Below are 25,718 nucleotides of genomic sequence, written 5' to 3'. Positions count from 1 at the left end.
ATTTGTCCTTTATCATCCCTTAATTCCGCCTATTAGTGCCCCTTTGACAAAGTATTTCTGTACAAAAGGATAGACAATAAGCAATGGTAATGCTGCTACAATGATGACTCCGTATTTAATTAATTCTGCCAGTCTTCTCTGTGCTGCATAAGAGGCTACATCTCCAACCATGTTGGCTGCTGCTTCATTTTGAATAAGAATATTCCGCAGAATGAGCTGAAGTGGATACAGTCCTTCATCGTTTAAGTAAATAAGAGCATCAAAGTAAGAATTCCAGTGACCTACTGCATAAAATAAGATCAATACAGCAATAATTGGTTTAGATAATGGAAGTACCACCTTCATGAAAAATTTTGTATTGGAGCAACCATCTATCTTGGCTGCTTCAAGAAGTTCGTCCGGTATATTGCTATGGAAAAAAGTTCTGGCCACGATTAGATTCCAGACAGCTACTGCTTTTGGTAGAATCATTGCCCAAATTGTATTCACCATTCCTAAATTTTTCACTACAAGATATGTTGGTATCAATCCCCCAGAAAAAAACATCGTAAATAGAAATAATAGCATGAAGAAATTACGTCCTACTAAGTCTTTCCTCGACAGTGCATAGGCTGCCATCAAAGTCAAAGAAACATTTACTGCCGTTCCAAGAACTGTATATATCACTGTGTTTTTATATCCGAGCCAAATCATTTCATCCTGAAAGATTCTAATATAGCCCTCAAATGTGATTTCTTTTGGCAGTAACCAAATGTCACCAGAATAAATACGGTCTGGATTACTTATAGAAGCAATTACGACAAAATAAAGCGGATATAAAACTATAATGGCAATGATTGTTAGTACAGAAATATTGATTATATCGAAAATTCTATCTTCTTTAGATTTTCTGGCTGAATGTTTAGATTTAATTAAAGTTAGTTGTTTCATATACAATGCCCCTTACCATAGACCATTTCCAGATATTCTTTTTGCTGTGCGGTTGACAAGCCAAAGCAGTACTAGGTTGATAACGGCATTAAACAATCCAACGGCGGCGGCAAAACTGTATTGCGCCTGCTGCAACCCTGTTTTATAAACATATGTAGGAATAATCTCAGCTGAAGGTGCATTAAGCGGAGTTTGCAGTAGAAAAGCTTTTTCAAAGCCAATATTCATTATATTTCCAACCGATAAAACCAATAAAATGACAGCAATAGGTAATATTGCAGGAATATCAACATGGAGAATTCTGTGCCACTTATTTGCACCATCCATAATGGCAGCCTCATGCACCTCGGGACTTACTCCCGCAAGTGCGGCTAAATAAATAATTGCTGCCCAGCCTGTCTCCTGCCATAATCCGGATCCTATATACAGCGGCTGAAACCATTCGGCTTTTGCCATGAAATTGATGGGATCTCCGCCTAGAAGAACGATAATGGAATTCGCCAGCCCCTTATTCGAGAAAAAAACGAAGATCATACCGGCCAGTACGACAACGGATATAAAATGAGGAGCGTAAATAACTGTCTGAATAAAACGCTTATACCTTTCTTGAGCAAGCTGATTCAGCATCAAAGCCAAGATAATTGGCAGAGGAAAGCCAAATAAAAGTTGCAGCAAACTTAGTGTAATCGTGTTTTCCATTAGCTTTGCAAACTGAAAGGAATTGAAAAACCGCTCAAAATGCTCCAGCCCAACCCAGGGGCTTCCATTAATTCCAAGAGTCGGAACGAAATCCTTAAAGGCAATAATGACTCCCTGCATTGGAATGTAGTGAAACACAATAAAATAAACGATAGTAGGTAAAAGAAAAAGATATAACTCATAATTCTGTAGTATGCGCTTCCATTTAGATGTTCTGGTTTGCTTTCCTGCTTCGAGTTTCAGCCTTAAGACTTCACCGAGCTGAAGTTTTTGCTCTATTTTCATTTAAACCTCCTTTTACTTGCATTCATTATTTTGTTAACGTTTACATAATGTAAGTAATCGATTACGTAATCGATTACTAATTTGATAGTAAACCACACTTAGGTCCTAGGTCAATCTATTTTTAAAATAATTCAGAAAAATGATTAATCATTTTTTACCCGGTCCTTCTCAGTACATATAAGATTGGAACCGGGCTGGTCAGCATCTGTTTTATTTTGTATAGGAAGCGCCCTTCATTGGATACACTGTAAGGCTAGTTACTTTAACACTTCCATTTGTTGAGTAAAGTTCCAGTCCGTCACTGTTGGGATATGGAAAGATTTGATCTGTCATAACAACTTGGCCGTCATTGGCAAAAACCTCCACAGAAGTTTGATCAATCAGTAAGCGAAGACCTATTTTACCTTCAACCGGCTGCATTGAAACGGTGTGCTTTGCACCAAAGCCTTCAGCAAAACTTGTCTCACCTGATTTGGTTCGATCCACAATTAATGATTTTAATTTATGGTTGTAAGCAATTGAAGTAAAAGTGTTTTTTCCCTTTCTAACCTTTAAGCCAAACTCTTCTGCAGTTGCTGTTCCTGCATCGAATTCAACTATCATTTCTAACGCTGTTCCCTTTACATTGGACAAAAGGTTAGGCCCTCCGGATTGAATGGTCTGGTTTGACCACGTCTGAGCCTGCCCGCGTAAAGAGTTCAGTTCTTTAACGGGAGTTTGAGAAAGCCTTATACCCTGATTTGGCACATTGACAAGTTTCAATTCCCTCGGGACAGTCATTCCGCTCCTCCAGATGGAGGCCGGTGTTCCTTGGCCATATCTCCAATTATTCATCCACCCAATTAAAATTCTTCTGCCATCTGACTCAGGGATATGATTAAAAGTTAATGGCGCATAATTATCTGCACCATAATCAGCATACAGAATCGTACCAGGAGAATTTTCATTTTTAAATGTCACTCCATCAAATGTCCCAACAAAATATTGGACCCCAGAACCCCCTGCTGGCATCCCTTCACTTAGACTTACTGCCATCACCCACTTCTTGAGACCCGGACTCCCTTCTACCGGAAGTTCAAATAAATCTGGAACCTCCCAAACACCGCCATGTGAACCATCTGCTTTTCCAAAGTCACTGGCAAAGGTCCAATTCTTTAAATTTAAAGATGTATAGATTTTAACAAATTGTTCCCTTTGACTATTCTCAGCTGCAAGGAGCATGATCCACTTGTTTGTCTGGGCATGCCAGAATACCTTCGGATCCCGGAAAACAGGAAGGTTATCTCCATTAGTAAGCACTGGATTATCACCAACTTTTTTCCATGTGCGTCCTTTGTTGTTACTGACAGCCATGCTTTGAACCTGATTTCCCCCTTTTTCCTGGGTGTATAATGCAATCATCGTATTCGTGCCAAATCCTGCTGTATTGTTATAATCTACAACTACGCTGCCGGACCATATAAAGCCATTGTTATCGGATTCTATCGCCATAGGTAGTCTCTTCCAGTTAACCAAATCCCTGCTTACTGCGTGGCCCCAGTGCATCGGTCCCCACGAAGTTCCCGTTGGATTATGCTGATAAAACATGTGGTATTCTCCTTCAAAATACACAAGACCGTTGGGATCATTCAACCAATTACGTTCGGATGTATAATGAAATTTTGGTCTTAACTCTGTATAAGAGGATTTGGTAAATAAATCTTCATCCTTATTGTGTACGTTAAAATCATCCAAGTTTAGATGTCCAAATCCCCCCTCTGCACGATCCACAACTTTTATATAAACCTGCTCTCCTGCAAATTGGGAAGCATTCCAATATACCCTCGAGTATTTCTCTTCATTTCTTCCTGTCGCCTTCATGAGTTCTTTATCATCTGAAGAACGGACTAAAGCAACATAGAGCTGATCAATATTTTTCCCTCCTCCAATAAGAAAGTCTATCCAGCCGGATCCTGAAAGGGTAAACGTTTCAGATTTCAACTCTCCGGTTTGTGCATCTCCGCCGTCTTTGAACCCCCATAAGTGATATTGCTTGTTTTGCTCGAAACAGCATTCCCAGCTCCATCCTTCGTCCTTAACGACATCTGCTTGTTTAAATGCATCTCCGACAACAGTCCAGCCTTCGAGTGTACCTGTTTCAAAGTCTGGATTGGCTATACTTGTTTTAGGAGGCGGCTCAACCGGAACGTTTACGTCATCAACATTAATATGACCCCAGCCTCCTGATGCCTTGTCAACTACTTTTATATAAAACTCAATTCCAATATACTCAGAGGCATCCCAGTGGATACGCTGATATCCTTCTCTATTGCCGCCGGTGGCTTTTAAGACTTCTTTCCCATCGGATGCTCTTACAAGAGCAACATAAAGATTATATATGTCATTTCCTCCCGACAAGAGAAAGTCAATCTGACCGTTTCCGCCAAGCTTAAACAAATGAGATCTCAGAACACCCGTCTGGCTGTCTGTTCCTTCATCTAAGCCAAATAAGTGATAGGATTCATGTTGATTAAACGGTCCGCCCCACCCCCAATCAGTCCTCGCTGTTACATCCAGCGCAGAGAAGGCATCACCGCTTTCAATGGTCCACCCTGATAAATCACCAGTTTCAAAGTCATGGTTTACTAGAGAACCATGTACAGGTTCAGGCACGACCGTAACGGTGCTACTGGCAGAAAATTGCCCATCTCTTGTCTTTATTGAGATAATCGCAGTACCCTTGGCTTTTCCTTTTACCTTGCCATTTACAACTTCTGCAATGGATGGGTTACTGGATTTCCAGATAACATCTTTATTCGCCGCATTAGAAGGTGATATGACTGGAGTAAGTCGTTCTGTATCACCTGCTTTTAATTGAAGACTGGATGGCTTTAAGGCTGCACCTGTTGTACTAACTTTAGGATAAGCTGATTTCATCTCCCAGATTTTCAATGATTTCACCTTGACTGTTTCTGCATTGGCATTTGCCCACAGCCTCAATCCCGTTGAATCATTCCTTTCAGGATATGCCCTTGTTGTAAGTGCCTTCGTTTCATTCAGATAAGCATTGATCTCTGACCGGTCGACAAATAGTCTAAGTGTAATATTCTCATTTCCGATATCAGCAATGCCTCCTTGGTACCATTTCTCTACATCTGGATTAAGACTTGACTTCGTTCTGTCAACAAAAAACTCCCTACTGCTGCGTTTATAAAAAACAGTTGTTTCTTCTTCTCCTCTTGGAGATCGCTTAACGCTGAGTCCTGCCTCATTTGCTGAACCTTGATCAAGCACTAACTCGACTTCAAACATGTCACCTTTTACATTGCCAAGTTGCTGGTTTGCTTCCGTAAATGTTGTATCGGAGTTGATATTTAGCAGCTGATTTCCTCTTAATGATGCCAATTCATTTAAGGGCTTAATTCCCAGCTTACCGTTACTCTTTAAAAATACCTCAGTTGGCAAACCGTAATTGTGTGCAAACCCGGCATCATAATCCTGCATTGCCGTTCGCCTGCCCTGTGTAATACTATGAATGACTGTCCGACCATCCGGTGTAATAAGTCCAGCTGGTCCAGTAAAGTGATCCCCAACATCCAGCAGCTCAGGCTTCATAGTATCCGGTGTGAATTTTGCTTTTTCCCTATCCCATGTTCCAATCCAATACCATGTATATCTTGATTGAAATTCATCTCTTTCCATTTTGGCAGGGTTAATCAGAAAAATGTACTTCCCTGTATTCCCAAGCGGCAGAAGTATAGGGAGTTCCCAAACCCTTCCTGTTAAAGGGTAGGTATTAGAGTCACCTACAAAGAGATCTCCTTTAAATTGCCAATCTTTAAAACTGGGGTCTTTAGTGGAATAAACAAGAGCTGTTCCGCCAATCGGATTGCCACCTGCGTCTTCTTTACCTGACGTAACGAGCATAAACCAAATATCCCCATCTTTAAACACGAACGGATCTCTGAACTCTCCTCTAACTCCTTCTCCAGCCTTTTGTTCAAGGACGACTCCCTGATTTTTTTCCCATTTGTTCAGATCATTGTCTCCATCCTTAGGGAATTGGCTTCTCGCAATGTTAATTCTCTGATTTGGTGAATCTCGATCATCACCGGCTGTATAAAAAATCACCGGTGTATTTGTATCATCCACTACAGCTCCGCCCGCCCAGGCGCCATCTGGATCTGTATCTTGCCGTCCCGGAATGACGGGATCCTCTGCATCTCTCCACCGAACCATATCCTCACTTATAAGATGTCCCCATCTAATATGGTTCCAAAATGGTCCGCGTGGATTACTTTGATAAAACATATGGTATTGTCCATTAAAATAAATGGGTCCACCTGGCTCATTCCCCCAATGGTTTGGCGGTGATGGATGAAATTGAGGACGATGCTTGTCGTTTGCCAAGAGACTCCGATCCATTCTCATGTCTGGAGTGGGCAAATTTCCTCCCAGAGCTTGTAAGTAAGTATTGTACTGATTCTTGATTTCCCCCGGAGTTAAAACGTTGTTTCGCAACTTCAGTTCATCGAGTAATCCGCTGTACATGTTCATAGTAAAACCATATAACCACATACCCTGATTATTTTTTCCAATCATCAACTTTTCGTTGCTTTTTTTTATTTTTTCCCCAATTGGAAAATTTTCAGATGCTACTTTCTCCCCATTTAGATAAAGAATCACTTCCCCCTTAACACTATCGAAAGTGGCAGCGATATATGACCATTCATTAAGGGGTAAAACACCGTCCGACATGACTTCACGCCATTCTTTTCCTGTTCCAAATTGTAGCCCCCATGTTCCATGCCTATAATTCCCTAAAACATATCCGGTTTTTTCTTCACGATTATGCTGACTGATAATTGCAGAAATACGCCCTTCGTCACCATGTTCAAAGTTACGCGGTGCAACCCAGCCTTCAATCGTCATGAAAGAATCTGGAGAAGGAGTTTCGCTTGGAGAACGTTCAAGCCATGTTGAATACCCGTCAAAAAGTAGGGCACTTCCAGAAATGCCGTCTTGTCTCCATAACGGATCCTTTGCAATTTGGTAAGCACCCTTAGATAGATGATAATTTATCTGATTGGATAATCCCGTTGTCTGATCCTTCGTTACTTTTCCCGATCCCTCATTTAAACTCCACTGGCCAAATATCCCACCGCCAAATTTAGAGTTTAAGACATGAAAATCGTCTGCATTGATATGGCCAAATTCGCCTGTCGCCTTATCTATCACCCTAATAGAAACAACTTGACCGACATACGGAGACGCATCCCAAAATACACGCTGATACCGTTCCGAATTTCCACCGGTAGTTTGGAAAAGTTCTTTACCATCGGATTCTCTTACAAGTGCCACATACAGCTTTTCAAGATCTTCTCCTCCGCTAACCAGAAAATCTATGCCTCCATTTCCTCCAACAGTAAAATTCTCCGATTTGATTTCTCCGGTCTGTGCGTCACCTCCGTCTTTAAAGCTCCATAAATGCTTAGAACCCATGTGGCCAAACGAATCTCCTTTACCAGCATGTTTTTCCCTTACTAAACTCTCGGGAGTAAAAGCATCCCCGCTTATCACTTTCCAGCCTTTGATCTGATTAGGTGTCAACGACGTATATTCAAAATCATGGTTATATAATGCTGGTTCTGTATGTCCGTGAAGAGAAGGCGTTGGAGGTACATTGAAATCATCAACGTTTATATGACCAGAATTGGACTTATCTACTACCTTAAACTTCACTACGGTTCCCACATAAGCAGCTGCGTTCAACTCTACTTTAGCGAATGTCTCAGATCCGCTGCCCGTTGCTTTTAATAGTTCCTGACCGTCTGATTCACGTACTAGCGCAACATATAAGTTTGAAAGATCTTTATTACCACCTGTTAAAACATTTATTTTCCCGTCTCCGCCCAGAGTAAAGGTTTCTGATTCCATAACCCCAACCTTCGAATCATTGCCTCTACCTCCCCAAATATGCCAGAGATTACTCTGATTAAATGGCGTTTTACTCCAATACTCATTTTCTGAAGCAACGTCTGCAGGGCTAAAGGCATTACCGCTTACGACGCTCCATCCTGACAGGTCGCCAGTTTCAAAGCTTGGATTCGTAATCGTTTCTGCCGCTTGAACCCGTTTATCAGAAAAGCTGAACTCCAAACTAGATATAACCAGAAAGAAAGAGAGAACTAGAATTAATAACTTTTTCATATGTGGCCTCCTAATATAAAACTTCAAGGAAATCGTTTTCGCGTAATCGATTACGTATAAAAGATTAAGAATAAAACACTTACATTTTAGAGCTTGTTAGAAAAGCTTATCCCCTCCTTTCAGTACTTCTAATAAAACCCATTACCAAGATTTATAATTAGGAGACTGCTCATGCATCGTTTTTATAAATTCCATTACACCTGCTCTTCCTGGTGCCGAGTCAATTGCTCCTTTCACAGTTGCCGCCAAAGCACCGCTTGCATTAGCAAAGATCAGCAATCTGTTATGATGGGTATGCAAAAGTTTAGTAAGATTGGAAGGAGTTGTATTTAACATCGCAAGCTCTCTTAAAAAACTCCCAATAAAGGCATCTCCTGCTCCTGTTGTATCAACAGGCGTTACTCTGAATCCAGGATGTTCATACACTCTTTCGTCTTTAATGTAAATTGCTGCACCCTCGTTGCCTTTTCTGTAAACAACCGCTTTTACGTGCCCGTTTAAAAGGGAGTGGATTGCGTCTTCCTCATTTGTAATCCCAGAAACAAATTCAAGTTCTTCGCTGGATACTTTGATTATGTCAGCTTTAGTGATGAATTGCAGGATTGTATTTCGGCACATTGTTTCATCAGGCCAAAGAGCGGTCCTGACGTTTACATCAAAACATACAACACCACCAGCACTTCTTACTTTATTTATTAATTCAATATGAGTTTGCTTCAATGGACTTTCAACTAAATCAACGGAGCAGAAATGAAGAAAATCTCCTTCCTGAAATCGGATGTCTCCCACTTCTTCTGGCGAGAGAAGCAAATCAGCAGCGTTCTTTCGATAAAAGGAAAATGTTCGTTCACCATCTTCACCTAAAGAGACAAACGCAAGTCCGGTTTCTCCTTCGTCTGTTCTAACAATATGGGAAATATCGACTCCATTGGAGGACATCACATGCAGTAAAAATTCTCCAAAAGAGTCGTTTGCTACTTTGGTCAGCATAACCGAGTGCCCTCCATACTTTGCTACTGCTATAGCTGCATTCATCGGTGCGCCGCCGGCAGCTTTTGAAAAAGCACCGGAACTCTTTAACGTTTTGTTTTTATCAAGAGAAATAAAGTCTATTAGCGTTTCGCCGATACAATATACTTTTCTCATGCCTTAACACCTCAATCTGTTTGAATATTTGTCTCTAAAGATTCTCTCTCACTTCCAAATATCCTTAAGCTTCCAGTATGTGAATTCATTTACAGTGAATTCACCATTTGATAAAAGTGTAAGTTCTCGTCGGTTACCTTCAGGGTAGATCCTGCTTGTCATCGTTGCTTCCCCATGATTAGCGAAAATTTCAATAGAAGAGCGGTCCAAATATATTCTCAGTAAAAGCTGGCCGCTGTTTTTAAGAGCGACACTTCGTAAACCCTTGCCACCAGCCACAGATAATATCAGCTTTTCTCTTTCAGCATCATATGTAATAAGTGTATGCTGGCCGCACGAATAAGAAATTTTCATTTGAATATTCTTAGTGTTTGAAGAGGCCAGGTCTATAACGGCTTTGATCTCTAGCAAGTCTTCAGTTGTTTCAGCAGCAATACTTTTGGAAGTGACCTTTTTATGACATATTGTATTTTCGTCCAGACGAAGCAGTTCAAGCTCATCAACAGGATTCATCCTAATGCGATCCTGTCCATCTAGAGTAATTTCCCTTGGAAGTGTCAGAGCACCGCACCAGCCATCTTCTTTGGTGGGCATATACGACTCCCACATATCCATCCAGCCAATGGCAATACGGCGTCCATTGTCATCTTTAAGAGTTTGAACTGCATAAAAATCATGTCCATAATCAAGCTCTTTAAAAGCACCATGGTTAAAAGTGTTCGTATCGTATGAATAATCACCTACCAGATAACCGGTTTGAAACAGATTGTTATAACAGTCGTCTTTTGCATCCATACCCTGAGGGGAAATCATGAGAACGTATTTACCTCCAATCTCAAAGAAATCCGGGCATTCCCACATATATCCGTTTGTTCCGTCACTCTCTGCAAGAACACCGATATAGTCCCAGTTTCTAAGATTGATAGAACGGTATAAAATGACTCTTCCGGTCTCATCTTTTGAAGAATTGCCGACAACCATATACCAATGATCTTCATGTTTCCACACCTTGGGATCACGAAAGTGTTGGGAACTGTCTGGAGGAGGTGCAGAAATGACTGGATTTTCTATTACTTTATCAAAATGAACACCATCCGAAGAAACAGCTATATTTTGATTTTGATAAAACAAATCTTTGTCTTTATCTACATAATGATGACCGGTATAAATGAGGGTAAGTTCCCCGTCGTTATCTACAGCACTGCCTGAGAAGCATCCATCTTTATCGCAATAATCGCCAGGAGCAAGTGCGATGGGAAGGTGCTCCCAGTTTACGAGATCCTTGCTTATGACATGTCCCCAATGCATTGGTCCCCAGTCTGTACTGTATGGATGGTGCTGATAGAAAACATGAAAGGCTCCTTTAAATTGAACAAAGCCATTTGGGTCGTTGATCCAGTTAGCCGGAGCCATAATATGATATCCTAGCCGAAAGCGGTTATTCACCTCTTTTTTTGCTTTGTTGATTGCTTCCTCTGCCTGCTGCAAATTCACTGTACCAGTCATAGTTGTCCTCCTAACTATTCTATAGCATAAAATTTATCGCTTTCCTTGAATTTTATGTCAACCGGTTTCATAAGTCAAAATTTTTTTGAAATAATCAGTTACTTTAAGATATGATAAAAACATGAAGCCAATATTCCACTTTAAAATATACATGAATTTGAAAAGGAGGTACATTTATGAATCCCAATATTCAAGACGTGGCAAAAGCAGCTGGCGTATCTCCAACAACTGTTTCGCGCGTGTTAAATAATCGTGGTTATATAAGTGAACAAACAAGGGAGAAAGTGTATAAAGCAATGAAGGAGATTCAATATATTCCAAACGATTTAGCTCGCTCCCTCTTTCATAAACGAACCTATATTATTGGGTTGATTGTTCCAAACACTAGTAATCCCTTCTTTGGAGAGTTAACCTTTCATATAGAAAATGTGTGTGAATCTCTTGGCTATAAGCTTCTTCTCTGCAATAGCCAAAATAGAATAGATAAAGAACAAAAATATCTTGAAATGCTTATTGGCAATCAGGTGGATGGTGTGATAGCAGTCACTTATAACCGCGGAGTCCTGAACTCAGCTAAAAAGGAGCTCCCAATCGTATCAATTGATCATTACTTATCAGACACGATTCCCGTGGTAGGTTCCGATAATTATGAAGGAGGGAAGTCAGCGACTGAATTGCTTATTCAAAAGGGCTGCAAAACGATTATTCACATTAACGGTCCTAAAGATTTGAGAACACCTGCAGCCCTCAGAAGGAAGGCATACGAAGATGTAATGATTAAAAATATGCTAGATCCTATTATCTATGAATTTTCAACAAATGAAGATCCTGCTCCCATTGTAAGACGAATGTTTTGGGATTATCCGGATGTCGATGGAATGTTTGCAAGTGATGACCTCCTCGCTGCCATGTTCATGAACGAAGCTAAGAGACAGGGAAAACAAATTCCAGAAGATATTAAGGTGATTGGCTACGATGGAACTGAAACAACAAGTAAGCTGCTTCCTGAGTTATCAACGATCAAGCAGCCAATATATGAAATAGGAAAGACAGCAATAGACCGTTTGGTCAAAAGGATTAATGGTGAGACAGACAACCTATCTTCTGAATTTATACTTCCTATCGAACTTATTGAAAACGGAACGACATAAAAAGTGTATGTTAAACTGAGAACGATATGTATTGATATCAAAAATCTAAAGTGTCAAACATCCTGCTCTTAATCAGCTTCCAAAAATCAATGGCATATAACGGGAATCGTAAGATACAGCTACTATGAATCTTCTTTAAAACATTATTATCGAGAAAAGATAATAATGTTCTCAACATTCAATAATCCTAACCTCACTGCATATTGCATTAAAAAGGAGCGGACACAATTGCAGTGCCAAATCACAGGCAAAAGGGCTATGCACCGATTATCAATATCAAAACCTCGGGGAATTTGCTCCTAGTGAGCCAAAAAGTACAGCTACAGCAGCAGCGCCTCAGCGAAAAGATGAAGTCTGAACGGAATTTGCATATGATGAATTCGAAGACTACTAGAGCTAAAGAATATACTATGCTCCACCCTGCAATGTGTCCAAAGCTGTACTCTCCCGTATCATAACCAAAATGATTCATGACCACATACGCGACTGCCTCCGCCTGCGCTTCTCTGATGCGGCTCTTTGCCCAGTCGAATTTTGCGCATTTGGCATAAAGCAGGGACAGCTGCTGCTGAAGCGTGCTTCTGTCCTTGTGAATGGCAATAAAATGACTGCTTAAGTGATAATACCCGTTTGCCTCGCCTGCATCTTTAAACTCAACGGGCAACTCTACTTTTTCTATCCACTCCTTTAGCAAAGTCTTCTCCTTTTCCTCATCCCATAGCTACATATTCTAATAATCAGTTGTTTTTCCCAGTGACCGCATGTTTCTACAATTCTACCGCTCCAGCCCGGCTACTCCAAAGCCCCCGGGTCCCGAATGGGTCGAGATCATCCCGCCCGCCTGTATCCATCTGACATGTTGAAATCCATTTTTCTTAGCTGCTTCGTTCATCTGTTCCTTCACACTTTCCTCGAGGCCGATGGAGTAGATAAAATAGAGCTGCTCTCTATCAATATTGAATTCTGTTAAATAATCATGAAAAAGTTTTTCAGTGGCCCCGCTCATTTTCCCGCGATATCTCTTTGTCGACATCAGCTTTCCATCCTTCAATTCTATGCATGGCTTTATCTTCAAGAGACCGCCAATCAAAGATGCCATATTGCTTACCCGGCCGCCTGCTTTAAGAAATTCCAGACTTCCCGGAATGAAAGCCAGCCTTGATTTAGGAACGACAGACTCTACCTTTTCAACTAGATGTTCCGGCTCAATGCCAGGTTCTTTTTCTAGCAGTTGAGCGGCATACAGGACAATCGCTGCTAATCCCCCGGTCACATTCAGTGCATCAATCAGAAAAATGTCTTCAATTTCTTCGGCAGCAATCAGAGCATTTTGAAAAGAAGAAGACGCTTTTGACGTATAACCAATATGAATCATGATACAATCCGGGAACTTCTCTCTTATACTCGCAAAAAACTCTTGATACTCATAAACATTTGTAGCAGTCGTAGTAGGGATACTCTTCGTGCGATCATAATAATCATAAATATCCTCGACCGGCAGAGAACCGTCTAAATAGTCCTTTCCATCCATAATGATGTGCATGGGAACAACTTGAATATCATATGTTTGGGCCAAATCTTCCGGCAAATCAGCACCGCTTTCGGTCGATAAAATGATCCTGCGCATTGTAATTCCCCCTTGGTTATAGTCAGGTCTCCGTTCATTTTTCCTGTCTCATGCTAAACTGGACTAGAAAAAACCATCTTAGCATTATGTAAGATACTGTATACTTTCGCCATTGTATTCATTTCACCTTTAAATAAGAGCTCAAACCACTGAATATCAATTACTCCAATATGATTTATAGTTTCATTAAGAGTGTGGGCAGGGCTGGAAACAAAATCAAATAAACCTCTCAAAAGTTCTTTGAGAGGTTAGTGCTATGGATGCTTATGCTTTTTCTTCTATTGTGACAATGTTGTTGGGAAATGTTTACACTAGTGAGTGGAGTTGATGCACATGGATGCGTCTTGGATAAAGATTTTTTATACTCCTGGCGTTGGAGTGGCTCTGTATGCATTTGCGTTTTTGTCCATGAGGACCTGAGCATCACTTCCCGAATCAAGGACTGTATTTTGGAGCGATTCTTTTTATATTGTATCCACCTTCAACTATGGCTTAACAACCCCTAAAAAATACGAAATGTATATAAAGAACAACATAGGCTATTTTACCTTCCAACCTCTCACCAATTACCTTTAAAAATAAATGAACTACTCCTGTTACTTCATGACAAAAAAGTTCACTTTCTGCAAGTGAACTCTTCAAGGTAATTGTTTATGAAAATAATCCAACTTAACAGCAGAATCCAAAAGTTCCTTTGCTAGATCAATCATTTTTTCACTAACTCATGTCAGCCCGTCTTTTCAAACACCGCTATTTTCCTTCTTAGCTTTGGTACATACATCCATAAAAATAAAGAGCGTGATAACATAAATAAACTAAACGCAAGCCATAAACCATCGTTGTGATGAATCGGGAAAAACAACCAGTTAGCTATCAAGAATATAAGTAATGCAAGAATAATAGAATTTCGGATAAACTTCGCCTCTGTTGCCCCTGAAAAAATGCCCTCTAATTGTGCATACCAAAATCCTACTAAAGGAAAAATGATCATCCATATTAAAAGCGAATTGGCCATCTCTTTAACAGTTGATATCGTAGTAAATAATGAAACAATATGTTCGCCGAATAAATAGATACAAACCGAAAGTACAATCGCGGATAAGATTCCCCATTGCGCAGATAGCGTATAAGCCCGATTATACAAAGCCTCACTTTTGCCGCCAATTGCTCTTCCTATCAAAATACTAGATGCATTTGCAAACCCTCCAAAAAAGTAGGCCATAAGGTAATGAATTTGCAATAATACAGCATTAGCAGCAAGTGTTACCTCCCCCATGCTCGCCCCTTTTGATGTAAAGATTCCAGTCATTGTTAAGAGACAGACTGTTCGTAAAAACAAATCACCATTTACTTTTAACATTTTCATGAGAGGAGCAGATTCTAACATCATGTTGATTTTTATTTTTGATATATCAATTTGTTTAGCTCGAAAAATAATCCATAACCCAAAAATAACGGCACTGATTTCAGCAATTAATGTGGCACTGGCAACTCCAGCTACCCCCCATCCAAAACCTAGTACAAAAATAAAATCCAGTAAAATATTTAATACGTTCATAAATATTTGTGTAGCTAGAGAGTACACAACCTTTCCAAGTCCTACAAGCCAGCCAATAATCACATAGCTAAGTAATGAAAATGGTGCACTCCAAATTCGAATGGAAAAGTACGTTGCCGCATGACCAGTGACCGCTTCACCTGCCCCAACTAAATATAAAGCAGCCTGTAAAATGGGATATTGCATTAGAATAAAAAAGATACCAAACAAGACAGCAATGACCATAGGCCGCAAAAAAGTTAAAGTTATTTCTTTTTCGTTATTTGATCCTTGTGCCTGCGAGGTAAATCCCGATGTACTTACACGTAGAAAGCCCAGTAACCAGTACATCGTATTAAAGATGAGAGCACCAACGGCAACTCCACCTATAAAAGATGCATCAGGCATTCGGCCAACTACAGCCGTATCAACAGCTCCTAATATAGGTGTTGAAATTCCCGATATAATGAGAGGAACAGCCAGAGCTAAGTACGCTCTATTTGAAATAACAGCATTGGTTTGTATTTTTGCAGGTTGTGTTGCCAGTTTCATAACATTTCACCTTTTATGTATTTCATTAAGATTTTAAAGTGCTAAAAGCTATTGTATTTAGTTCATAACAAAAAGAGTCACCCCACTTTAATATGCAGTGACACAACATCATTTTTTCAATTCTACGTTATCCATATCCAGTCATAATGTTATGTGTTATACCCTTTCACTCGACTTGGAATTGATCGAAACCTTGGGTGTTCAGCAAGCACGGAGTTTCTTAATCGTATAACTGCAGGGTGCTTTGATGAAAAAAATTGATCTTTTGAATCGTAGAGCTCTATCAATTCTCCCTGTTCCAGCACACCAATTACATCAGATATTGAAAAAGCAGCTTTAATATCATGTGTAATAAATAGATAAGATAAACCGAAATCATCCTTTAATTCTCTTAATAATTGCAGAATCATGCTTTGTGTGACCATATCTAAACTACTAACTGATTCGTCAAGGACAATTAATTTTGGCTTTAGTGCGATAGCTCTGGCAATATTAATCCTTTGGAGTTGTCCGCCGCTGAATTGATGGGGGTACTTTTCTAAATCCCCCTCACTTAATCCCACTTTTTCTAACAGCCCGATTACTCTTCTTCTTTGTTCCCCTTTCGTTAATTTCTCATAGTTCTCTAAGGGTTCGCTGATAATACGTTCAGCTGTCATCCGAGGATTTACAGATGAATATGAATCCTGGAAAACAACTTGCAGATCGCGGCGTATTTTTTGTTGATCACTACTTCCGGCATTATATATGTCATATCCTTGAAACAAAACTTGACCTTGTTTGGGACGTTGTATCCCTAGAATTACTTTTCCTAAGGTGCTTTTTCCGGCTCCGCTTGTACCTATCAAGCCCAAACATGTTCCCTCTTCAATAGTAAAGGAAATATCATTAAGAACATGATTGGAGTGACTATTAGCTTTAAATAGCTGCTTCTTAGTATAAAAGCTATGGTGTACTTGTTTTACCTGCAATAAGCTCAATGATTTCACCTCTCGGAATATTTAATACATAATCAAAACGAATAGCTATAAGGTTTTTTCTCAGTATATAAAGTAGTTCTGTTCCTTAATAACTTCTTCGTATATTCATGACTTGGATGATCAAATAAATCAAACACGTTTGCTGATTCAACTATTTTCCCCTGATTCATTACGATAACATCATCTGCCATTTCTGAAATGACTCCGAGATCATGTGAAATGAGTAAAATAGATGTTCCATACTCGGAGCGAACCTTGTCTAATAGACGAAGGACCAGTAACTGGCTATGAAGATCCAATGCTGTAGTTGGTTCATCTGCAATAATAACAGAAGGTTGTAAGCATGCGGCCATAGCAATCATGACTCGTTGAAGCATGCCTCCACTCAATTCAAATGGATAATTTTTAAACAACTTTTGAGGATCTTGCAAATTTACACTTTCCATCACATTCATCGCAAGTTCTCTTGCCTGCTTTTTGTTCAATGAGGTATGAGATTTAATTGTTTCAACAAATTGATGCCCGATTGTAAACACGGGAGTAAAAGCATTCATCGGATTTTGCATAATAAAAGCTATTTCTTTTCCTCGTATTTTTCGCATTTCTTTGTTTTCCAGACCATTTAACTCTCTGCCTTGGAGTGTAATGCTCCCGCTGACATCTAAATTTTTCTTGTTGTGAAGCTGCAAGATTGACATACTTGTAACGGTTTTCCCACAACCGCTTTCCCCAACAAGACCTAATATTCTTCCTTTTTTTATTCCAAAAGTAATATCGTGAACAAGTGTTAAAAAACCTTCGCTGGTTTTCACTTGTACATGTAAGTCTTTTACGCTTAATATATCTTTTTCAGCTGTCTTCATTGTTCACCAGTCCTTTTCCACTATCGACGTGATACTCCAAATCTCTCAGATAATGATTCGCCTAGTAAATTAAAGGTAGCAACGACTAACACAATCATGATTCCCGGGTACATCATTAGTGTTGGATTAGTTCTGATATAGGACTTCCCTTCAGAAATCATTGCTCCCCACTCAGGTGCAGGAGGCTGCACACCTAAACCTAAAAAGGACATAGATGATAAATTCATGATAGCCCAACCCATTTCCAATGTTCCCAATACTGCTATCGGCGGTATAACATTAGGGAAAATATGTTTCTTCATAATGGTCCACGTAGAAGAACCACTGATTTTAGCTGCAGTAATGTAGTTCTGTTCTTTCAGGCTCAGCACCATTCCTCTAATGATCCTCGCGTAATAAACCCATTGTACGAGGATTAAGCCTAAAACGACTTGTTTAAGTCCTGCTCCCCAAATACCAACGAACCCAAGAACAAATAAAAGACTTGGAATTGCCATTAACCCATCACAGATCCTCATTAACAATTGATCTATCCAGCCACCTTTGTACCCAGCAATCATTCCGATGATTAAACCTATACTTAGAGCTGAAATAAAAATGATCATAGCAAACCCAAGTGAGATTCGAGCTCCAAATAGGATGCGTGAAAACGTACATCTGCCTAAGTGGTCCGTGCCTAATGGATAATTTAAAGAAGGAGATTGTAATTTATGAGCTACATTCACCAAAACAGGATCATTCGGTGCAAGCCACGGGGCAAGTATCGTGATCAAAAACAACACTACTATAATGAAAGAACAAAGGACAATCACAATTTGATTTTTAAAAACATCACAAAACTTCGCTATCATTGGTACTGACTTCCTTTTCTCGAAATGCGGGGATCAATATACATTTGAATCATGTCGACTAGTAAGTTACTTATTAGAAATATACCAGCTGCCAATAGCACATATCCTTGAATCACAGGGACATCACGGTTAAAAACAGCCTCAATAAAATACCGTCCAAACCCTGGCCATGAAAAGACGGCCTCTACAATAACAGCTCCAGTCATTAAGTTTCCCAAATTCATTCCCAGTCCAGTGATCATTGGAGAAATAGCAATCCGAAGAACATGTTTGCCCATTATAACCTTTTCATGGACCCCTCTCGTCCTTGCAAAGAGCACATAAGGTTCTTGTAAATTTTCAATCACGCTTGCCCGCAGCAGACGAGTATACAGTGCTATTAAAGGGAATGCCAAAGTGAGAGAGGGTAGAATTAAATGTTTCCATGTTCCCGTACCTTGTACCGGGAAGAGGTCTAATTGTACTGAAAAGAAATATATGAACAAGTATCCGAGCCAAAATGATGGAATAGATGCACCAATAAAAGAGAGGAATCGACTAAAATGGTCAATTCCACTGTTTCTCTTTATGCCTGCTAAAAATCCGAGTGGGATACTTACCAGAATGGCGATGATGAGGCTCCCTGCTGTTAACTGAATCGTTGCAGGTATTCGTGAAGATATTTCTCCCCATACCGATTTATTCGTTACATAAGATACCCCAAAGTTTAATTGGGATATCTGAATAACGGAGTTTACATACTGCACAAGAAGGGGTTGATCTAAGCCAAATTCTTTCCTTATTTCTGCCAATAACTCTTCTGTCGGCTGGATATTCGCAGCGGCTAAGTATGCTTCAGCAGGATCAACTGGTGATAGGCGTATCATTCCAAATGTTAATAAAGCAGCTATTAAAAAAATAGGAATAATGGTTATCATTCGTTTCAAAATATAAGTACCCATTTGAAAAAACTCCTGTCGCTTACTCCTCGATACGAAGACCTTTAAAAGGATGCTCATCACGGTTAGCAGGGAATGTGAAATTAGAGACACCTTTTTGATAGATTGCAATCTGCCTGATATATGAAATTGGTACAATTGCACCTTGGTCTTGTAATGAACCTAAAATGGATGTGTATAGTTCTTGACGCTCATTTTCGTCAGTTGTTTGTTGAACAGCAGCAATTTGGCTCAACAATTCATCCTTGTTTGGATAAGATGATATAGCTTCCCTAAAACCAAATCCTTCTGTTGCAACAGCATTTACAAAAGCATGGGGATCATACGGAGCACCCCAGTTACTGTAGAAATTCATGTCAAAGTCATTCTTATTAAATCTTTCAACCTGAGTAGGAAGTTCAACTCCCTCAATATTTAACTTCACACCGATTTGCGCCCACTCAGATTGCAGTGCTTCTGCCATCGTTTTTTGAATGGATTCAGCAGAATTATACATCAATTGAATTTCAAGTGGTTTCCCGGCTTTTTCACGAACAGCTTTTCCTTCTGTTACCTTCCATCCTGCATCATCTAATAATTGCTGAGCTTTATTCACATCATAATCAACCGTGGCTGCATGAACATTTGAAGTGTATGGGAAGTTGCTTGATAGGATATAGTCAGCTTTCTCTTCCAAATCAGATGTTACGCCCTTCACAATTGCTTCCTTATTAAAACCGTAATGTAAAGCCTGACGAACTTGGATATCTGAAAGCGTATCCCTATTCGTATTCATGACCAGTATTCTAGTTGCCACTGGTTCGGAAATACTACTATCATAAGAACCTGTAGATGTTAATGAATTAAAAGCGTCTATATTCATAATACCTTCACCAAATATAAGGTCTAATTCACCTTTTTCAAAAGCTAGTACACGCGTTTCCGCATCAGGGATGATTTTAACCGTAATTTTCTCTATATCAGGTAATTCTCCCCAGTAATTTTCGTTATGTTTAAAAGTAGCAAAATCATCTACTTTGTATTCATCTAATACCCATGGACCTGTTCCAACGGACTTTGCTATCCCTTTTGAAGTGTCACCGTCTTCCGGAAAGCCCGCTTCTCCAAGAAAACGCACCGGACGAACAACAGCCAGTTCCTGAATTGTCGGGTAGTATGGTTCTGTTAATGTAAACTTAAATGTATGTTCATCGATCACCTCTGTTTGATCAATTAACGAAATAAACCTTAACCAACTATGTCTTTCTCTGTGATCTAAAACACTATCAAAATTCTTTTTCACAATCTCAGCATTGAAATTTGAGCCATCAGAAAATTTCACATCTTGACGTAAATTGAAAACATATTCTTTTCCATCTGGGGAAACGTTCCAGGACTCTGCTAATTGTGGTTTTACCTCTCCCCCATCTTGATAACTAACTAGTGTTTCATAAATCATAGATTGAGCGAACAATTGAGATGGATTGTAGACATGTGGATTCATTTCACCTATATCTCTTGGCCAAGCAAACGTAACCATTTTGCTATTAGTTGAAGCTGAGGGTTCCACTGAATCACTTGCATTTGAGCACCCAAGTAAAGTAAAAGATAGAATGAAAATGATTGCAGACAAGAATATAAATCGTTTTTTTACTATTGAATGATACATGAAATATCCTCTCCCGTTGAAATTGATAACCATTATCAATAGTAATGTTCAACACGCCAACTGTCAATAAAATCTTAATGGTAAAGAGTGAATTTATAAACTGTTTTTAATAATTGAAAATCTTTTGCCATACTTATTAAACTTAAACTTTTTTAAGATAACATGCACGATCAAACCCCATTTCCCCTGCATCACGTTGACACAAAAAATAGTCAATGATAACATTCATTCCATAAATATCAAGTAGAAGTCAGCTATGGATTTTTTTTTCAAAAAGAAAGCTCCTGGTTCAAAGAAAATGAATCTTACATTATATACTTTGCGTATTTTGCCATTTGCAGCAAACAAAATTATTTAAGGAAACATGTTGGTAATACAGACTGCCATAGGTGCATGAGCAGCATGAGTTAAGGAGGGATACCCATGTTTACTAAAGAGCAGTACATGTTAGAAGTGGAAAATAAATTCATTACTAAAAGAAGTCATCCGGAACATCCGCATATCATTATCCTCAATTACACTGAAAATGCTACCTATGAAAAAAGATGGAATGATATCACACTGAACTGTAGAGGATTAATCCTAAATGAAATAACAGGTGAAATAGTAGCAAGGCCATTCCCTAAATTCTTTAACTTTGGTGAATTGCCTGAGTTAGAACATGACATTCCTTTTCATGAGTCTCCGGAATTTACTATTAAGCATGATGGATCACTTGGGATTTGCTACAGAATTGATAACAAACTATATTGGTCTACGAGAGGTTCATTCGAGTCGGAACAAGCTAAAGCAGCACAAGCTATTTGGGATTCGAGATATTCTTCTGTCACAATTCCCAGCGAATTAACGTTGCTTGTTGAAATTATTGACCCTTCTACTAGAGTAGTAGTGGATTATGAGGGTGTTTCAGACTTTATTATAATTGGCGCAATAAACAGATTCACAGGCCATGATTACCATTATAACGAATTAAAGCAGCTTGGAGATTTGTTAGGTATGAAAGTGACTGAACAAATTCAGTTAACTGTTGAAGAAGCACTTCAACTAAAGGAAACGATTCATCACAATAGTGAGGGATGGGTTCTTAGATGGTCAAACGGAAGAAGATTGAAAGTAAAGGGAAATAACTACTTAGACATTCATAGAATTGCATACGGACTTTCACAGAAGATTAAAACTCAATATTGGGCAGAAGGTGAAATAGAAGAATTGATCGTTAAAATGCCCGAAGAATTCAGAAAAGAGATTGAGTTGTTTCAATCAACACTTGATCATCAATTGGCTGTTTTGGCTGAAGAAGTAGAAAATCAGTTAACTTTAGCTAAAGATAACTCTTCTGATAGAAAATCATTTGCCATATATGTAAACAGGGAAGTGCCGCAGGAACTTAAATATTTGCTGTTTAAATCTCTGGATGGAAAACTTCAAGAGAACATGTTAAGGGAACATATTTACAAAAATTATTTAAGCTACTTGGGGGAGGCTTAACATTGTCTACTTTCAATATGATTATTGGCTTACCAGGCAGCGGAAAGTCAACGTTTGCTAGGAAACTCGCAAAAAATCAGGAAGCAGTTATACTATCATCTGATAAGCTCAGAGAAGAGATGCTGGGAGATATCAACAATCAAGCAAGCAACGAATCTATATTTGAAGAATTAAACAGAAGAGTGAATGAACACTTAGCTAACGGCATTAACGTAATTTATGATGCTACTAATACGAACCGCAAGCGCAGAAAACATCTTATCAATCATGTCATAAAGTGTGATAAAAAGATTGCTCATTATGTTAATGAACATTATCATACTGTACTCAAACGGAACAATGAACGAGACAGAAAGGTTTCAAGAGAAGTTATTGATAAAATGTATAAAAACATGCAAATACCTCTGTTGAATGAGGGCTGGGATGATGTAGTATTCGTTGAAAACACCGATACCCGTATGGAATCAAGAGAATTGTTGGAGTCGCTGATTACAGAGGTAAGAGAACATGATGAACTTTTCACTCAATTACAAAATCAAATAGATGACTTTACATCAATCATCAATGTACCACATGATTCTACTTATCACAGTTTTTCAATAAGCAGACACACTTATTATGTTTGGGAATACATTTTAACTCAATACCACGGTCAAGATAAAATGCAATTATTGTGGGCTGCACTATTTCATGATCTAGGCAAAGGTTTTTGTAAGTCTTTCGTAAACTACAAAGGAGAAACAGGAAGATACGCTAACTATATAGGCCATGAGCATATCTCTTCTCAGATGGCTGTATATTGGCTGACCAGACTGGGATATCATGCAGACTTCATAAGGTTAACCAACAACCTCGTACAAATGCACATGATGCCCATGAAAGCTTCGGAAAAGAAAATGAATGAAATTGAAACGTTAATAGGGTTAGATGCTTTTGAAAAACTTATGATTCTTCATGAAGCTGACTTGTCTGCCAAGTAATCTTTAGATGAAGAAGTGCGAAAAAAGTACCCGGCTGTAATATAGATTAAAATTATTTGAATGACCATGTAAATCTAAGAGCTAACCGGCAATCAACTCTTCAACAATCCTGTCATTTCTTTTCTTGATCACACACAACCGGCAAATCAAGAACAGGTGCCTGTCCCCAAAACCCGTATGTGGTATACTGAGCTAAATAAAGTAGAAATGGGTGTCAATACATGAAGAACAATGAGATACTTGCGGTGCTGAAGTCTTTGTCGAATGAGACGCGCCTCAATATTCTTTGTTGGCTGAAGGAGCCAGGGGAAATGAACGTGAGCCTGCCCGCAGCCATCAAAGAAGAATTTCCGGGCGGTGTATGTGTAGGAAGCATTCAAGAGAGATCCGGCCTCGCCCAGTCCGTTATTTCTTCTTACCTGTCTTCCATGCAGAAGATTGGCTTGCTTGAATCACGCCGCTTCGGCCAATGGACATATTACAGGCGCAATGAAGAAGCGATTGCTGAGTTTTTGGAACAGTTCGCAGCTGGCTTGCAGACAAAAAAGGATTAACTTAATAAATAGGGTACCGCCTTATCATTTGCATATTAATCTATATATCTGTATATTCATTTTTGTAGATTTAAAAAAATCAGCAATATGAGGAGAGAGTACGATGACCTTATCCAAAATAGCAGCACCTTTATTTGAGGCTTTTGAAGGCGGCAAGCTGAAGCTGGAAAACCGCATTATCATGGCTCCCATGACACGCAGCTTTTCCCCAAATGGCGTTCCAGGTCCAGATGTTGCTGGTTATTATCGCCGCAGAGCAGAAAATGGCGTCGGCCTTATTATTACAGAAGGAACGGTTATCAACCATCCGGCAGCACCGGCCGACCATAATGTGCCCCATTTCTATGGTGAAGAAGCACTTGAAGGATGGGCACACGTTGTTCGGGAAGTACATCAAGCAGGCGGCAAAATTGCTCCGCAAATCTGGCATACAGGCACAGCTCGGGAAAGAAAGAAATTTCCTGATTCAGATGCCGATCCAATCGGCCCATCCGGCTTGAGTCTGACTGGAGAACCAGTATCCAATCCGCTGACAACCGAGGAAATCCACGGTCTTGTTCAAGGTTATGCACAAGCAGCTGCAGATGCGAAGCGCATCGGTTTTGATGCGGTGGAGATTCACGGCGCACACGGTTATCTCATTGATCAGTTTTTCTGGGATGTGACCAACAAGCGAACAGATGAGTATGGCGGCGACATGATAGACCGCACCCGATTTGCGGTAGAGGTTATCGAAGCGGTGCGAGCTGCAGTCGGTCCTGACTTCCCGATTATCTTCCGTTTCTCCCAATGGAAGCCTGTTGATTACACAGCAAAGCTGGCTGACACTCCTGAAGAACTGGAACGTTTCCTTAAACCATTGTCTGAAGCAGGCGTCGATATTTTCCACGCTTCCACACGTCGTTTTTGGGAACCGGAATTTGAAGGCTCTGATCTTAACTTAGCAGGCTGGACACGCAAGCTAACTGGCAAACCAGCCATCACAGTTGGATCGGTTGGCCTTGATTCCGAATTTACAAGCTTGTTTGAATCAGGAAAAGGCGGACAAATTGCTGGTATCGACAGCTTGATTGAACGTCTCGAACGCGGAGAATTCGACCTTGTTGCGGTAGGCCGTGCCCTCTTGAACGACCCGGCATGGGCAGCCAAAATCCGCGATGGCCGCAATGATGAACTTCAAGCATTTTCGCGTGAAGCGCTCGGTACGCTGAGCTAATCTTATCTAAGGAGCCCGATCCCCGGTATGGTAAAGTGTTACCGTTCCGGGGGGCGGGCCCTAATTTCTAATTTTCTTTATTAGCATTTAAAGCATTAACAACAAGAGCTAACTGGCAAACAACTCTTCAACAATCCTGTCATTTTCTTTTATAGCCGCCGCCTGTTTAGGGTGCGGCTCTTTTCGTTTTTCTCCCGCTCAAACCTATATGACCACGAACTCTTGTAACCTTGCTTTGATCCCTGCCAAGGATTGAAGCGCATCGTTTTTATCTTCTAACTGGATGGCTTGGGTTAACACAACTAAATCTTTCTTCACATCACTTACATGTTCAAAAGGTCCAAAAAGCTCCATCATCCATCTCTTCTGTTCGTATATAGCGTTTAATTTTTCTGCTTCTCTTTTTGCTGCCTGCCAATTTTCAGCTTGAATTTCCACCCTGACTTCCTCAACTTCCCTTGTTAGCGGATCATCAATATATTTTACCAACGTATGAATTGAACTAAATGCAAAGATGACAAGGACCAGTAATATTACTTTTGGCATTTTCGAGGTTGCCTTTTTCAAAATATAACCCT

The 25,718-nt window shown here is 39.7% G+C and carries 19 protein-coding genes; 5 read left to right on the top strand and 14 right to left on the bottom strand.

The features are described 5' to 3' along the window. Positions 1–12: 12 nt before the first annotated feature. The 5 genes from GJU40_RS11795 to GJU40_RS11775 form a co-directional block, all read right to left on the bottom strand. Positions 13–930 carry a carbohydrate ABC transporter permease gene (locus GJU40_RS11795; protein WP_154307959.1) on the bottom strand — a complete coding sequence of 306 codons (918 nt, stop codon included), beginning with the start codon at positions 928–930 and terminating at the stop codon, positions 13–15. A gap of 12 nt (positions 931–942) precedes the next feature. Beyond that, positions 943–1,914, bottom strand: coding sequence for an ABC transporter permease (locus tag GJU40_RS11790; protein ID WP_154307958.1), 972 nt, complete (start codon positions 1,912–1,914; stop codon positions 943–945). 210 nt (positions 1,915–2,124) lie between these two features. Further along, positions 2,125–8,103, bottom strand: a complete 5,979-nt coding sequence (locus GJU40_RS11785; RefSeq protein WP_154307957.1) for a GH32 C-terminal domain-containing protein — start codon at positions 8,101–8,103, stop codon at positions 2,125–2,127. Between the two features lie 141 nt (positions 8,104–8,244). Continuing rightward, positions 8,245–9,249, bottom strand: a complete 1,005-nt coding sequence (locus tag GJU40_RS11780) for a carbohydrate kinase family protein (RefSeq protein ID WP_154307956.1) — start codon at positions 9,247–9,249, stop codon at positions 8,245–8,247. Positions 9,250–9,297: 48 nt separating this feature from the next. Next, positions 9,298–10,755 carry a glycoside hydrolase family 32 protein gene (locus tag GJU40_RS11775; RefSeq protein ID WP_154307955.1) on the bottom strand — a complete coding sequence of 486 codons (1,458 nt, stop codon included), beginning with the start codon at positions 10,753–10,755 and terminating at the stop codon, positions 9,298–9,300. 176 nt (positions 10,756–10,931) lie between these two features. On the opposite strand from GJU40_RS11775, the gene GJU40_RS11770 reads away from it, so the two are divergent. Further along, positions 10,932–11,906: a LacI family DNA-binding transcriptional regulator gene (locus GJU40_RS11770; RefSeq protein ID WP_154307954.1), complete on the top strand. Its 975-nt coding sequence runs from the start codon at positions 10,932–10,934 to the stop codon at positions 11,904–11,906. A gap of 256 nt (positions 11,907–12,162) precedes the next feature. On the opposite strand, the gene GJU40_RS11765 is transcribed toward GJU40_RS11770, so the two are convergent. From GJU40_RS11765 to nikA, 8 genes are all read right to left on the bottom strand, one after another. Continuing rightward, positions 12,163–12,600, bottom strand: a complete 438-nt coding sequence (locus GJU40_RS11765; protein WP_154307953.1) for a hypothetical protein — start codon at positions 12,598–12,600, stop codon at positions 12,163–12,165. An 81-nt stretch (positions 12,601–12,681) separates the two neighbouring features. Next, positions 12,682–13,533, bottom strand: coding sequence for a DegV family protein (locus GJU40_RS11760; protein WP_154307952.1), 852 nt, complete (start codon positions 13,531–13,533; stop codon positions 12,682–12,684). Positions 13,534–14,260: 727 nt separating this feature from the next. Next, positions 14,261–15,622: an MATE family efflux transporter gene (locus GJU40_RS11755; RefSeq protein WP_154307951.1), complete on the bottom strand. Its 1,362-nt coding sequence runs from the start codon at positions 15,620–15,622 to the stop codon at positions 14,261–14,263. A 149-nt stretch (positions 15,623–15,771) separates the two neighbouring features. Then, positions 15,772–16,602 carry a nickel import ATP-binding protein NikE gene (gene nikE, locus GJU40_RS11750; RefSeq protein WP_154307950.1) on the bottom strand — a complete coding sequence of 277 codons (831 nt, stop codon included), beginning with the start codon at positions 16,600–16,602 and terminating at the stop codon, positions 15,772–15,774. A 32-nt stretch (positions 16,603–16,634) separates the two neighbouring features. Further along, entirely contained in the window at positions 16,635–17,465 is an 831-nt protein-coding gene (locus tag GJU40_RS11745; RefSeq protein WP_154307949.1) for an ABC transporter ATP-binding protein, read from the bottom strand. A 20-nt stretch (positions 17,466–17,485) separates the two neighbouring features. Continuing rightward, positions 17,486–18,316 carry a nickel ABC transporter permease subunit NikC gene (nikC, locus tag GJU40_RS11740; protein ID WP_154307948.1) on the bottom strand — a complete coding sequence of 277 codons (831 nt, stop codon included), beginning with the start codon at positions 18,314–18,316 and terminating at the stop codon, positions 17,486–17,488. Next, positions 18,313–19,257 (bottom strand): nickel ABC transporter permease subunit NikB, encoded by a 945-nt coding sequence (gene nikB / locus GJU40_RS11735; protein ID WP_154307947.1) that lies wholly within the window; start codon positions 19,255–19,257, stop codon positions 18,313–18,315. Before nikB ends, nikC begins: the two co-directional genes overlap by 4 nt. 19 nt (positions 19,258–19,276) lie before the next feature. Further along, entirely contained in the window at positions 19,277–20,902 is a 1,626-nt protein-coding gene (gene nikA / locus GJU40_RS11730) for a nickel ABC transporter substrate-binding protein (protein WP_154307946.1), read from the bottom strand. A 423-nt stretch (positions 20,903–21,325) separates the two neighbouring features. Here nikA and GJU40_RS11725 point away from each other — a divergent pair, with 423 nt between their 5' ends. The 4 genes from GJU40_RS11725 to GJU40_RS11710 all read left to right on the top strand — a co-directional run bounded on the left by GJU40_RS11725 (position 21,326) and on the right by GJU40_RS11710 (position 25,140). Continuing rightward, positions 21,326–22,390 carry an RNA ligase gene (locus GJU40_RS11725; RefSeq protein ID WP_154307945.1) on the top strand — a complete coding sequence of 355 codons (1,065 nt, stop codon included), beginning with the start codon at positions 21,326–21,328 and terminating at the stop codon, positions 22,388–22,390. Between the two features lie 2 nt (positions 22,391–22,392). Further along, positions 22,393–23,370, top strand: a complete 978-nt coding sequence (locus tag GJU40_RS11720) for an ATP-binding protein (protein ID WP_154307944.1) — start codon at positions 22,393–22,395, stop codon at positions 23,368–23,370. Between the two features lie 221 nt (positions 23,371–23,591). Further along, positions 23,592–23,924, top strand: a complete 333-nt coding sequence (locus GJU40_RS11715; RefSeq protein WP_154307943.1) for an ArsR/SmtB family transcription factor — start codon at positions 23,592–23,594, stop codon at positions 23,922–23,924. A 103-nt stretch (positions 23,925–24,027) separates the two neighbouring features. Continuing rightward, positions 24,028–25,140: an NADH:flavin oxidoreductase gene (locus GJU40_RS11710; protein WP_154307942.1), complete on the top strand. Its 1,113-nt coding sequence runs from the start codon at positions 24,028–24,030 to the stop codon at positions 25,138–25,140. A 204-nt stretch (positions 25,141–25,344) separates the two neighbouring features. On the opposite strand, the gene GJU40_RS11705 is transcribed toward GJU40_RS11710, so the two are convergent. After that, positions 25,345–25,707, bottom strand: coding sequence for a DUF4363 family protein (locus GJU40_RS11705; protein ID WP_154307941.1), 363 nt, complete (start codon positions 25,705–25,707; stop codon positions 25,345–25,347). Positions 25,708–25,718: the final 11 nt, after the last annotated feature.

This window comes from Metabacillus lacus (genome assembly GCF_009674805.1).
In the GTDB taxonomy this organism is placed as follows: domain Bacteria; phylum Bacillota; class Bacilli; order Bacillales; family Bacillaceae; genus Metabacillus_C; species Metabacillus_C lacus.
Note: the sequence above shows the minus strand (reverse complement) of the source record. Positions and strands in the feature narration are given on the sequence as shown.